Source organism: Pseudoalteromonas sp. PAST1 (assembly GCF_021532515.1).
Taxonomy (GTDB): domain Bacteria; phylum Pseudomonadota; class Gammaproteobacteria; order Enterobacterales; family Alteromonadaceae; genus Pseudoalteromonas; species Pseudoalteromonas simplex.
On the sequence record NZ_JAKGBH010000080.1, the window covers coordinates 1 to 12,427 of the forward strand.

General features: G+C 37.9%; 14 protein-coding genes and 1 pseudogene. 6 read left to right on the top strand and 9 right to left on the bottom strand.

Translation table 11 applies throughout. The features are described from left to right. A partial coding sequence (locus L1272_RS21780; protein WP_235374273.1) for a transposase occupies nucleotides 1-244 on the bottom strand: 244 nt, incomplete at its 3' end. Nucleotides 245-296: 52 nt separating this feature from the next. On the opposite strand from L1272_RS21780, the gene L1272_RS21785 reads away from it, so the two are divergent. Then, nucleotides 297-3,023, top strand: coding sequence for a Tn3 family transposase (locus tag L1272_RS21785; RefSeq protein WP_328250372.1), 2,727 nt, complete (start codon nucleotides 297-299; stop codon nucleotides 3,021-3,023). 169 nt (nucleotides 3,024-3,192) lie between these two features. Here the strand turns inward: L1272_RS21785 and L1272_RS21790 are convergent, their stop codons facing one another. From L1272_RS21790 to merR, 6 genes are all read right to left on the bottom strand, one after another. Beyond that, nucleotides 3,193-3,630 (bottom strand): MerR family transcriptional regulator, encoded by a 438-nt coding sequence (locus tag L1272_RS21790; RefSeq protein ID WP_008110853.1) that lies wholly within the window; start codon nucleotides 3,628-3,630, stop codon nucleotides 3,193-3,195. A 113-nt stretch (nucleotides 3,631-3,743) separates the two neighbouring features. Further along, a complete protein-coding gene (merA, locus tag L1272_RS21795) occupies nucleotides 3,744-5,183 on the bottom strand; it encodes a mercury(II) reductase (protein WP_008467329.1) in 1,440 nt (479 codons plus the stop codon). A gap of 20 nt (nucleotides 5,184-5,203) precedes the next feature. Next, nucleotides 5,204-5,623: an organomercurial transporter MerC gene (merC, locus tag L1272_RS21800; protein WP_008467331.1), complete on the bottom strand. Its 420-nt coding sequence runs from the start codon at nucleotides 5,621-5,623 to the stop codon at nucleotides 5,204-5,206. Next, entirely contained in the window at nucleotides 5,623-5,907 is a 285-nt protein-coding gene (merP, locus tag L1272_RS21805) for a mercury resistance system periplasmic binding protein MerP (RefSeq protein ID WP_008110847.1), read from the bottom strand. Before merP ends, merC begins: the two co-directional genes overlap by 1 nt. 46 nt (nucleotides 5,908-5,953) lie before the next feature. Then, nucleotides 5,954-6,301, bottom strand: a complete 348-nt coding sequence (locus L1272_RS21810; protein ID WP_016899520.1) for a mercuric transporter MerT family protein — start codon at nucleotides 6,299-6,301, stop codon at nucleotides 5,954-5,956. Nucleotides 6,302-6,491: 190 nt separating this feature from the next. Beyond that, nucleotides 6,492-6,863, bottom strand: a complete 372-nt coding sequence (gene merR / locus L1272_RS21815; protein ID WP_033011277.1) for an Hg(II)-responsive transcriptional regulator — start codon at nucleotides 6,861-6,863, stop codon at nucleotides 6,492-6,494. Nucleotides 6,864-7,213: 350 nt separating this feature from the next. Here merR and L1272_RS21820 point away from each other — a divergent pair, with 350 nt between their 5' ends. From L1272_RS21820 to L1272_RS21835, 4 genes are all read left to right on the top strand, one after another. Next, nucleotides 7,214-7,837, top strand: a complete 624-nt coding sequence (locus tag L1272_RS21820) for a recombinase family protein (RefSeq protein ID WP_008467336.1) — start codon at nucleotides 7,214-7,216, stop codon at nucleotides 7,835-7,837. Between the two features lie 416 nt (nucleotides 7,838-8,253). After that, the gene (locus L1272_RS21825) at nucleotides 8,254-8,568 is read left to right on the top strand and encodes a hypothetical protein (protein ID WP_235374274.1); all 315 of its coding nucleotides are present in this window, start codon (nucleotides 8,254-8,256) and stop codon (nucleotides 8,566-8,568) included. A gap of 24 nt (nucleotides 8,569-8,592) precedes the next feature. Continuing rightward, complete coding sequence (locus L1272_RS21830) at nucleotides 8,593-8,856, top strand: hypothetical protein (RefSeq protein WP_235374275.1); 264 nt, start codon at nucleotides 8,593-8,595, stop codon at nucleotides 8,854-8,856. A 34-nt stretch (nucleotides 8,857-8,890) separates the two neighbouring features. Beyond that, nucleotides 8,891-9,988, top strand: a complete 1,098-nt coding sequence (locus tag L1272_RS21835) for an ISAs1 family transposase (RefSeq protein WP_235374276.1) — start codon at nucleotides 8,891-8,893, stop codon at nucleotides 9,986-9,988. A 234-nt stretch (nucleotides 9,989-10,222) separates the two neighbouring features. Here L1272_RS21835 and L1272_RS21840 read toward each other — a convergent pair whose 3' ends face one another. Then, on the bottom strand, nucleotides 10,223-10,756 hold the full coding sequence (locus tag L1272_RS21840) for an abortive infection family protein (RefSeq protein WP_235374277.1): 534 nt from the start codon (nucleotides 10,754-10,756) through the stop codon (nucleotides 10,223-10,225). 550 nt (nucleotides 10,757-11,306) lie between these two features. On the opposite strand from L1272_RS21840, the gene L1272_RS21845 reads away from it, so the two are divergent. Further along, nucleotides 11,307-12,170, top strand: a complete 864-nt coding sequence (locus L1272_RS21845) for a DNA replication terminus site-binding protein (RefSeq protein ID WP_235374278.1) — start codon at nucleotides 11,307-11,309, stop codon at nucleotides 12,168-12,170. A gap of 60 nt (nucleotides 12,171-12,230) precedes the next feature. Here L1272_RS21845 and L1272_RS21850 read toward each other — a convergent pair. Beyond that, nucleotides 12,231-12,427: pseudogene (locus L1272_RS21850) on the bottom strand (IS5/IS1182 family transposase); the annotation flags it as partial.

The window sequence follows — 12,427 nt, forward strand, 5'->3', positions numbered from 1 at the left end:
GCTTCATCAAAGATAATACCGATTGTGTGAACCCTTGTAGTGCCCTGAACGACAAGCCAAAGACAGCTTTGAGTGTTAAGCAAGTTTCAATAGCAAGATCAGAGAAATGATTAGAGCGGCCACGCCCACCGTGAGTACATTCGTTATACCAATGACGCGTTGCTTTTTCGTCAAACCAGAAGCGAATATTACCGCGGTTAACGAGGGCTTGATTATAGTGAGACCAGTTTGTGATTTTGCTCATTGTTGTTGCACAGGCTAGTAGGATATAGATGATCTGATCACAGGCTGGCAAGATAGTTCAAACTTTTAGGAAACAACGCCCACCAACAACAAAAACTAAGCTGATTAATAAGTTATTAAAATATACAGGGTTTACAGCATACCAAAGCAAGTTAGATAAAGAGCCGCTATTAAAAAGGCTTAACGATGTTGTAAAAATCAACCTTGAACCAAGGTATGTTTTTGATGAATGTATTGCTTATTTTGGTCAAAACAGAATAGCGCTAGCTGGTTATACAACGCTGCAAGACACTATTTCTACGGTATTATCAAATGAGCGTAACCGAATTGAAATGGTGCTGCTTGATAGTTTGTCTTCAGGTACCAGAAAAACATTACTTAAATTACTTGAGTCAAATAATACCTTTACTGACTTAGCCAAGTTAAAGAAAATGGCTAAGGACTTTTCAACGAGCCAAATCACCCAAGAGCTGAAGACGCATAAAATTATACGCTCGCTTTATCCAGAAATTAAGTCACTGATTGCTGAACTGGAGCTATCACCTAAAAATCTTGAATACTATGCTTCACTGGTAAAGCACAAGTCCGTTTATAAGCTTAGAAGACACGCAGATAGCCAAACTATTTTATATCTCGTTTGTTACTTGTTCTTCAGGTACCGAGAGACTAACGACAATCTTGTTGCTGCATTTATTTACTTGGTAAGGAAGTTAACCGAATCAGCTAAAGGCTATGCAAAGCAGCGTATTGTTGAAGATGTAACCATTGTAAGAACCAAATTAAAATCCGCTGGTAGTTTATTAAAGTACTTCATCGATACCGATATGGACGATGATTTAAGCTTTGGTGATGTACGTAAAAAAGCCTTTGAATTGATCCCTGCTGACAGTATTAAACTGTTAAGTGATCACTTAGATAATAACGACTTTGATGGCCGTCAGTACGAATGGCAATTTATTGATAAACAATCCAGTAAAATTAAAAAACTTATCCGCTCATTATTTATGTCTATCGATATTGAGTTCATTCATTTAAAGGATGAACTCCATGAGCAGTATGTTATGGCACATTCTGAACTTAGTGAATTAAAGGCTATCCAAACCATTAACATCGATGTGGTACCTAAACATGACCGAGAGTATTTAGAGGGAGAAAATACCAAATTAATTGCTAATCGATTTGAGTATTTCCTTTATCGTAAAGCCGAACAATTATTTCACAGTAATAGCTTAACGGTGAAAGAAAGCGTTAATAACCGTAGTTTAACGTCAGATCTTATACAACCTAAAGAATGGCAGCAAAAAGAGACAATCATTGAAAACACTGGCCTTGATAAGCTGGCAACACCGATTAACCAAACACTCGCAGATAAGAGCCAACAATTAGAAGTTAAGCTGAAGGAAGCAAGCGAGCATATCTTTAGTGGTGATAATAAGTATGTTGAGTTTATTCCTGGCAAAGCCGAACTCAAGTGGTCAATTCCTAACAGCCGTTGGCAACAAACAATTGAAAACCCGCTCTACAATCAAATTCAACACATGGGTATCGTTGAACTCATGTTGTTTGTTGATCAAAAGACAGGTTACTTAAATTCATTTACACACATATCAGCAACTAAAGAAAAATCACCAGTAAATAAAGAAGATCTGATCGCCTGTATATTGGCAAACGGCACCAATTACGGCCTATATAAAATGGCGAATATCTCTGACCGTTCAATGGGTAAATTACGCAGTGTAGATGATAGTTATGTCAGATATGAAACACTCAAAACGTCTAATGATCAGGTTTCTAATGCTATAGCCACGTTGCCAATATTTGCCTATTACCATGTGGACGATAATCAGTTGTTTTCAAGCATTGATGGTCAAAAATTTGAGTGTCGCATAAATACGTTTAAGGCTCGGTATTCGTCTAAGTACTTCTCCAAAGGTAAAGGTGTTTCAGCATTAACATTGGTTTCTAATCATGTTCCGGTGAGTACGCAAGTCATTGGCGCTAACGAATATGAAGGTCACTTTGCTTTTGACTTACTCTATAACAACTCTTCAGATATACAGCCTAATACCTTATCGACCGATACGCATGGTACCAATAATGTTAACTTCGCTATATTAGATTTCTTTGGTTACACATTCGCCCCTCGATACGCGAAAATGAAAAAGGTGTTTTTTGAGCTATTTGAAGTGACTGAAGAGAACGGAGGCCGTATTCAATTAAAGAAAGATATTAATCATAAGCTAATTGCTGAAGAATGGGACAATATTCAGCATATTGTTTGTTCATTGAGTCGTAAAACCACCACTCAAAGCACAATCATTAGAAAGTTGAGTAACGGCAAGAGCCGAAGATTGTCAGCATTGCATGAGTACGACCGTTTAATTAAATCTATTTATGTTTTGGAGTATGTTGATAATTCAACGTTGCGTCATTACGTCCAGCAAGCCTTGAACAGAGGTGAAGCATACCATCAGTTAAAACGTGCTATTACTTCAGTTAATGGCAATAAATTTCGTGGGGGGAATGATTACCAAGTATCACAATGGAACGATTGTGCTCGACTCATTTCAAATTGCATTATTTATTATAATTCCGCGTTACTATCGGCATTTTTACAAATCCAAGAGAGGAACGGTAGGCAAGATGTGGTTGATGTTATTTCTCGGCTTTCACCTGTTGCTTGGCAACACATTAATCTAAATGGGGAATATGCCTTTAATAAAGACCGCAAAGAAATCGACTTAGCTGGTTTACTTAGTGATGTAGAATCAATAAGTTAAAGAATGCCATCTGTTTGTATTTCTAATTCAAAAGGTACTGCGCATCAAAGTGCCATTAAAAATTGGAGGTGTTGATATTCTATATGCTTGATATATACAAGCTAACATTGATAGAAAACAGATAAGCTAACAAGTTTTTAGTCGAGCCATGAACTGTTCTATAATTGTTCTAATTGCAAAACTCTTCAATTTGGTTTGTTACTAGATTTAAAAATACTTTTCTATGCTCGATTTTAGTAAGTAGCAGCTTTTGGATGTCTTCAGGAACTTTTCTTTCTCCTGCATCTATTGCCATTAGTAATGGCTTGATATCAACTACAAGAAGACCTGCCGCCCTTGCTGCTCGAATGAACTTTAATCTCTTTAATGCACATAAGCCGTAAAGTGAATGGCCTGACTTAGTTTTTTCTTCGCAGTGTACTAAGTTCTCAAGAACATAATTTCTTACCGTATGGACAGATGTTTGTGCAGCTAGTGCCAGTTGAGAAATACTCAAAGGAAAATCCAACGCATCATCATCACTACTAATGAACTTATTGATGTCAGGTATCTCTGTCAAAAAACTGACTTCACCAACAGGAATGTTTTCAACCTTAGATTTAATCATGACTTAGCATGCTTCCAATTTGTGTTGTTAATGGAATGCCTTAAGATATCTTGATTACATTCAATCAATTGGCACTCCATTAACATTTCTGTAAGTACATTACCGTTAAATGATTACCCTGCGCAGCAAGATAGCTCTTTAACGTCTTTGCTAAAGGTTTGAGCGCATAACTTCAATCCTTCAACCATCGTCAAATACGGAAATAGTTGACCTGCCAATTCTTCGACTGTCATTTTATTATGAATAGCAAGAGCCGCACTTTGAATCAGTTCTCCGCCTTCATGGGCTAAAATTTGTGCGCCTATCAGTTTTCCCGTGGATTCTTCAGCTACCAACTTGATAAAACCATCCGTTTCAAAATTTGCTAAAGCTCTTGGTACGTTTTCCATATCAAGTACACGACTTATCGTATTTATTCCTACCGCTGAAGCTTGTACTTCGGTTAGACCTACCGTAGCAACTTGTGGGTCGGTGAATATAACAGCAGGCATGGTAGATAAGTCGAGTTGCGCATTTCCACCTGTCATATTAATTCCAGCCCTACTTCCGGCAGCAGCAGCAACATAAACAAATTGTGGCATATTGGAGCAATCTCCAGCGGCATAAATGTTAGCTGTTGATGTTTCCATCATACTATTAACAACAATGGCACCACTTTTATCTGTTTCAACACCAACATTTTCTAAACCAAGCTTTCCAGTATTTGCATGGCGACCCGTAGAGATAAGCAATTTTTCAGCGATTAATGTTCCTTCGTTAGTTTCCAATGAAAAACCATTGCTATCATAAGAAACATGACTTGCTTGCGTATTATTAAGTACCCTAATACCTTCTTTTTCAAAGCACTCTGCCAGTTTTTCACCTAATAACGGATCTTCAGCATATAAAAGGGTATGTCTGGCTAGAATTGTCACACGGCTACCTAAACGGGCATAAGCTTGCGCAATTTCCAGAGCAACAACGGAGGAGCCGATGACAACTAGACTACTCGGTAACTCTTCTGCAAATAAGGCTTCTGTTGATGTCCAATAAGGTGTATCAACTAAACCCTTAATTGGCGGAATGCTTGGTGTAGAGCCTGTTGCAATTAAAATGCGATCTGCAACCAGCTCTTCTTCACTACCATCAGACTTGTGAACTAGCAAGGTATTTTGATTTTTAAAACGTGCATAACCTTTAAGTAAAGATAGCGCGGGATTACTCTCTAAAATACGTTGATATTTAGCATCGCGTAGTTCTTCGACGCGAGCGTTTTGCTGATGTGCTAATAAGGAGCGGCTAAGTTGTGGCTGAATATTTTCTAAACCATCAAACGGGTTAGTACGTTGCTGATGCGCTAATTGCGCAGCACGGATCAATATTTTTGAAGGAACACAGCCGACATTTACACAGCAACCTCCGATTACATCGGCTCCTTCAATGATAGTAACTCTTGCTCCGCCTTCTGCTGCTTTAATCGCACTGGCAAAGGCCCCTGAACCACTACCAATAATGGCTACATGTAATTGTTCTGGCTGGATGTCATTTGACGAGCAACAACTATTCGTTGACATATTTTATTCCTCTTAAAAAGTTAAGCGGTACAAGTTTCATCATCACAGCGTTTATTCGCAGGAGAAACCATGTCCCAAATTGATACAGCAACCATTAGTCCTAGCCCCGTATAAGTAACGTATGAACTCCACCCGTACTGGAACCAAGGGTATAAAGAGAGTAAAACCAAAATGGGGCCAATTGAACCGATAAAACTACGGTGCCATTGACGATGGCTAAACCAGCCTAAGATATTCATTGCCAGCGCTAATACTGCAAACAGTGGTAACAACGTATTGATAAATACCCCTTCCCACTGACTAAGAAATCCCATCCCAATTGCCGCACCAAGACTAGCTATCGCGGGAAAACACATGGCGCATCCCATTGCCGAAACAAGTGCACCTATAGAGCCTGCTTTATCTCCGATACGCGTAACTAGTTCTAAGGGGCTAAACATTACTTATTTTCACTTTTTAAATTTGAAGGGTAGCCAGCGTTGGTAGTCGCTGCAATTAATGCATTGATGTTGGTTTTAGTGTCATCAAAAGAAACAACAGCTAGCTTAGGCTTGTAGGTAACTTTCGCATTTTCAACGCCATCAACATTTTCTAATGACTTTTTAACTGTGATTGGACATGTCGCACAGTTCATCGTTGGCACTTCCAGTGTAACTGTTTTTACTTCAGCAAAAGCACCAAAACTAGAAAGTGAAAGCAGTGCGGTTAATAATAATTTTTTCATAATTAGCTCCAAATTTTAAAATGTTATAAATTTCTTGATCTGTATATTAAGCAAACAAAAGTATCCAATAATTACTGGTCACTAAAATTGTCGCAACTATAGCGCTCAGCCAGAAAATGACTTTTCGTTGTTGCTGTTTCTTAGGAATTGCACAGGCCGTTCCCGGCTCACACTCTTCTACAGGACGGTAAATTTTCCAACCTGAGTAACCAAACAACAACACTACAAATGCGATAAATAATGGCCTATAGGGTTCAAATGCAGTTAAATTACCAATCCATGAGCCACTTACCCCAAGTAATAACAGGAGCAAAGGACCTACACAGCATACGCCTGCGCCTAATGCTGCTATGATGCCTCCTATCATTGGAAGGTTTGATTCTTTTTGATTCATATAGATACCTCATTAAGTGATAATGCAAGTGTATTGCATGTACCTAAGTACGGAGTCAAGGGTGATTTATAAAAAATTTATCTTTGATAATCTGCTACGACAGATACGGGGAATAAGCTAACTTGAATTAAGGCGCAGAAGTAAAATTGGATATGCTGTTTTAGTGGGAAATGGTAGTTAAGTGAATCATTTACTTCGGTTGCAACGAATCAATTATTGGGCAGTGGCTATCGTCATCATTATTTTGGCATTGTCCTAAATGTTCTTCCAAAGCGTGTTCTAACAACAACAAGTCAGCCATCTTTTTTTGTACTGCGATCAGCTTTTTATTAGCTAATTCTTGTACTTTACTACATGGACTATCGTTTAACGCAAGTAACCCTTCAATCTCATTTAGCGTAAAACCTAATTCTTGAGAACGCTTGATAAAATGTATTCTATTTACCGTTTCTTTCGGGTAATGTCTATAGCCCTGCATAGGCTTTGGTGGTTGTTTAATTAAGCCTTTGCGTTCATAAAAGCGAATTGTTTCGACATTTACACTCAGTTCTTTAGCCAACATACTTATGGTTCGTTTAGACACGTTATCAATTACCTTACTGACTTTTTGTTTACTTACTTTATATCTAATTAAAGTGACCATCAATGAATACCAGTTTAAACATCGCTAATTGATTTTGTTTTTTCTTCTATTAAATAAGTAAAGTTACCGTTGTTACAACAATATTAAACCACAACAATGTATGGTTTATCCTTTTTCATTATCAAAGTCCAAATTAGTGTTATTACATGCAGTTCTACATGAGTACACCCTAAAGATACTGTTAATATATCACAGGCAATTACGTAATGACACCACTTAAATAAACCTATATGATATGACACCATCTAAATAGACCTAATTAGGCAAAAATGTTCATAAGAGCATATTTACGAGCATCAACTTCTGAGCAAGATGCAAATAGAGCAAAAAGCTCATTAAAAAAATTCGTTTCTGGCTTCAGCAAACGAATTGCTTCTTTTTATATAGAAAATAAATCTGGTAATTCTTTAGATAGACCAGAGCTAATTCGTTTATTGGATGAATCAGAGTCCGGTGATGTTTTGTTAGTTGAATCAATCGATCGTTTAACAAGGCTAAGCCCTGATGATTGGAAAACTCTTGTAGCCTCAATAAATGAAAAAGGAATTAGTGTTGTTAGTTTAGATCTACCAACCAGTCATTTAACATTTGGCAGTTTTCCAAGTGATGATTTTATGAGATCAATACTTAGTGCTATTAATAATATGCTGTTAGAAATATTAGCGGCCAGTGCATATAAAGAATATCGAGAACGTGAACGTAAGCAAAAAGAAGGTATTGTAAAAGCACAGCAAAAGGGACTTTATCACGGTCGTCAGCCTGATTTAGAGGCTCATGATAGGATTGCCTCGTTTACTGAAGCTGGATTTAGTATTAATAAAACGGCTGAAGCAGTTGGAGTTAGTCGAAGTACGGTAATTAGAGTTAGAAAAAAGCTTAAAAATTTAGACTAAGGTTAATTTCGAGGGGATGGGCGCAAAACCCCAATATGTTTGGTCTAAAAAAATCGAAATTTTAATTAAAAACAAACTTAATATGTTCCATTGAAATTTATCATTGAGTGATGTTAATTGGAGGTTCAAATGTTACTCATTAAAAAAAAGCAAAGCCCAATACGCGGGTTATTTTACATTTCACTTTGTATTTCATTATCCATTGGAAGTTGCAGCTTGAATTCATATTTTCGATACGGCATGACTTTGCCACTTGAGTTTTACACTCCCTTAATCATTACTTTGATATTGCCTCTATTGAACTCAAAGCAAGGAACATTGCGTTTTGGGCCTGTTAAATTGTTTAGTTCTGGAAAATAGCGCGATTTTAAGAGTGTGATAGCTTAGATTTAAATGCTCGATGTGGAAGACTTACAATGAAAAATAGTACAGCACTAATATCAATAATCTTAGCGTGCTTATCTAGCGAAGCTGCAGCAATTATCCCTGGGGATAATACTGCATGTTATCCATTATCATATGATAGAGCTGCAATCAAAAAGCAAATAAAAGTGGATCTTCTTACTACGTATGCGGCCTTAAACACTATAAGTGGAGAGGAAAAACTATTGAATGACACTTACTCATCTGAACTTGAGAATATAAAAGTGGTATCTACTGAGTTTCAAAATTTTAAATTTTCTTACTCTGAGCGTGATGGCCAACTTTGTGGTTCAATAGTAAAAAAGTAATTAATTTAAAATAAGAGGTTAAACATGAAAGAATATTACGTTGTAGAAATTGGTTATAGTGGCGCTGGAGGAGATGTAGCTAAAAGATTTACATTGGATAAAGACAAAGCTCTTTGGTTTGCTGAGGTATTTTTTACAGGCCTAAAAACATTAGATAAAGAGTCTGGCTTTATAAAAATTATTGGCTCAGATAAAACTCTTTCTTTAACGATTTCTAATAACACCCTACCCCACGGCGGGATCGCACTTTGTAAAAAGGCTTTAACATCCGCCTCTTTTCTGATCTAATAACGCCCACATTGTCACTATCTACTTGTTAATTATGTCGTTATTTAGCCACCTTGAACTTGTGGAAGATAAGCGTTCTTTCATCAATCAACATCATGACCTTACTGATGTCTTATTTCTTATCATTTCGGCGGTTTTATCTGGTTGTGAAGGCTGGAAAGATATCGAAGTGTTTGGACACAGCAAGCTGTCTTGGCTCCGACAGTTCAGAGCATTTAAACATGGTATTCCAACGCGACATAGTATTGCTCGTATTCTTAAAACAGTGGAAACTGACTCTCTGATTTTGGCCCTGCTTAGTTGGGTTAACGAGCAACGAACTCAATCTGACAAGCCAATTATTGCATTTGATGGGAAAACTCTGCGTGGTGCCAGTAAAAAGCGTGAGGATAACTTACACTTGGTGTCCGCTTTTGATTGTGAATCTGGTTTAACTTTGTATCAGCGTACCGTAGAAAGTAAATCTAACGAGATCCCAGCAGTTAGGGCCTTATTAGATGTGCTCGATATTTCAGACTCTATCATCACACTAGATGCACTACATTGTCAGAAAGCGACACTCTCAGCACTGACTTCAAGAGATGCGGACTATTTGGTTCAGGTCAAAGCAAATCAGAAAACGCTTTATAAAGCAGTCGCTTCATGTTTTGAAAAAGCTTTTGAAGAAGAGGGAGATTTGCCTGAGGACGTACAAACCAGCAATGGGCATGGACGTCAGGAAACACGGATCACTTACGCTCTAAAAGCAGACAAACTGCCTAAAGAGATAAAAGAAAAATGGCCAGGGCTTACTTCGTTGGTCGCAGTCGAAAGGCACAATAAGTCCGACTCAATAATAAAAATAGACACGCACTTTTATGTTACTTCTGTCGAGCCAGATGCACAGATGTTGCAGAAAGCAATCCTCCATCATTGGCACATAGAAAATCAGCAGCACTGGGTGTTGGATGTCGTCTTTAAGGAAGACGCTTGCCAGATAAGCGAGCCGATTTCGGCGGAGAATATGGCGCTGTTCAGACGGGTTGTTCGCAACCTGGTAAAACAGCACAAAGGCCGTAAAGACTCGATACGCAGTAAGTGTGTTAGGGCTAGTTTTGACGATGAATTCAGGGCTGAGCTTATCTTTGGTTAATACTTGTTAACAAAGTATGCTCTCACCCTGCACCCTACCCAAATTTAATAGTATCAAGCTGCCCTTGCCCCAGTGTAGCGATTAAGAATTCGATTTACTCATTTATGGGCTTCGCGCCCCTTTCGAAATCGGCCTAAAAACAAAGTAAGAAATAGATCTTCCCATGCCAAATACATTTTCTACTCCAGCGGCTCAAATCTTGGCCATTTAGGACACAAGCATTAAACGGCTAATTCAAAGCTTAAACACTCTTAGGCTTTTTTGACTTTTTTCATCCCAAGTTTCGAGGACAAATAATGCTAAAGTATGCGCAGAGTGAATAGCAAGCCTAGCGTGGCGTGGTTTCAAATTATAAACCTTGCGTCCTTCCCTATGCGCTGAGCTAGCATGCGTTCTAAATGCACCAATGCCTCCCACAATTGACAACATCCCAGATATAATCCTCTTTAGATCATCATCTTGAACTAGTTTAGTGTCAAAACCTAAATCATCTCTTACTACTTTCCAGACACCTTGGAGATCTTGCTTTTGGGGGAACGGTAATTTTTTATCTTCAATGTATACCTTAAAGATTGACTCTAATATATTACATGCAGCGGAAACAGCGTCTCGTGGGGCTGAATTTACATTATTTAATGCGCGGTTAAACTCAGCTTCTATTGAAGGGATATCATGACCTTTAATTACCTCCAATAATGATTTGCTGGGAGCTGAACTACCGTCCCCCCATTGATAGCTATCTTGAGCTAATTCATCAGATAACTCCATGTATTCTTCAATGATTTTCCCTAGAATTTTAAGTGGAAATCAGATTCTTCATTAATTCGTCGTAACCAAGCTTGTATTTTTACTTGTTTAGACCCTACAGGCGGTTCACCTGGTGCGTCAGCATACGTAAATAGGTTATCTAATCCAACGTGTGACTCTATCTCATGCAGATTATCTGATAAAACAGCAATAACTGGAGCAGGAATTTTTTGATATGAGCATTACAAATGCTAACAGTTTATCAAGCATTTAGCAGGGTATAAAAGATCCACTGTTATTTTCATCTGGATATCTTGTTTCTAAGAATTAAGGCTACCTTAACTAACAACATTAAAGCTATACCATCATACTAACATCTTAAATCAATACTCACCCGCCCATAGTGCCATTGAACAACCCTGATTGAATTGCGCCCTACTTCAAGAAGATAAAAATAAATAAAAGAAAAATTAAATTAAACAAAGGACAAAAACGCAGATGCTGAGGTGTATGCTTTATATACAATAAATGGTATGATGGTATAGAAATTAACCGCTTAATTGAATTGCCTATGTCTTTGTATAATGATGTTGCGTTTGCATTTAACCAATTAGTTAGTGCGACTGAAGCACTTAACCAATTCCTTCATGAATGTGAGGTGGTTCATGCTGAATGCTATAAGTTACCAGCTTCAGCTGGTGATATGTCCGATACTAGTGGCTGGGAATTAGTAATCCCTGAAAAGCATACCGGCTTTACTGCATTAAGTATGGCCACAGGTTCTTTTGCCCGGTTTACGCCAGATTATAACCACTCACCTAAATACCCTTTTAGACTACCTGGCTTTATCCAATTGGCGCCAATTCATTATCAATCAGCTTCACAGCTGGTGGATGCATGTAATTTACAAAAAGTGATAATAAAAGAGCTCATCAACAGCAGCAAACTCAATCAAGGTCAAAAGCGAGAGCTAATACAGTCAATTTGCCCTAACGCTATTACCTTACAAATATACAGGCTGATCAAAGTTGCTGATGGCCCAGTTAAACGAGTTGGTTTTACTTGGTGTAACAAAAATAGTATGAGAACTATTAACAAAGAAGAGTTTCTTAAGTATTTAGCCGGCAGTAAAGATAACCCACCTTCAGGTAAAACTAGATCTGAATGGGCGCCATGGGTTGAAAAAGAAATTGAATTAGTGAAATCAAAACCTGGCGAATTTATCAAGGTGAAAAGACCTTTACCAATAACACCTAAGCTGAACGTTTCTTTCACTGATGACACTAACACGGTTATGTTTTATGGCCATGTACCTATCATTGTATTCGGTGATGAGCCTTGTAAGATCTCACCATTAAAGAGTTGTATCAGGACAACAAGTGAAGCTGAACATTACAATTATTTAATCAAAAGACTGTATGTAGTGAATGAATAGATTTTGAGGTTAGTATAGGCCTTGTTGATCAAATGCAGCTCTCTAACAAATTCACTTAACTTACTGATATTTAGGCAGACCAAGGGTGTTGATCTTATTTAGCGCCTTCACTTTGATCATCGCTTCAACTAGTTGGCGATTGTAATCACGCGCATTTAGCTTAGCCCCCATCAACTGTTTAAAACGGTACATCGCTGTTTCTGCTAATGAGCGCACATGATATCCACTGAGCTTTTTCCATTGTGCGATTCCTAACT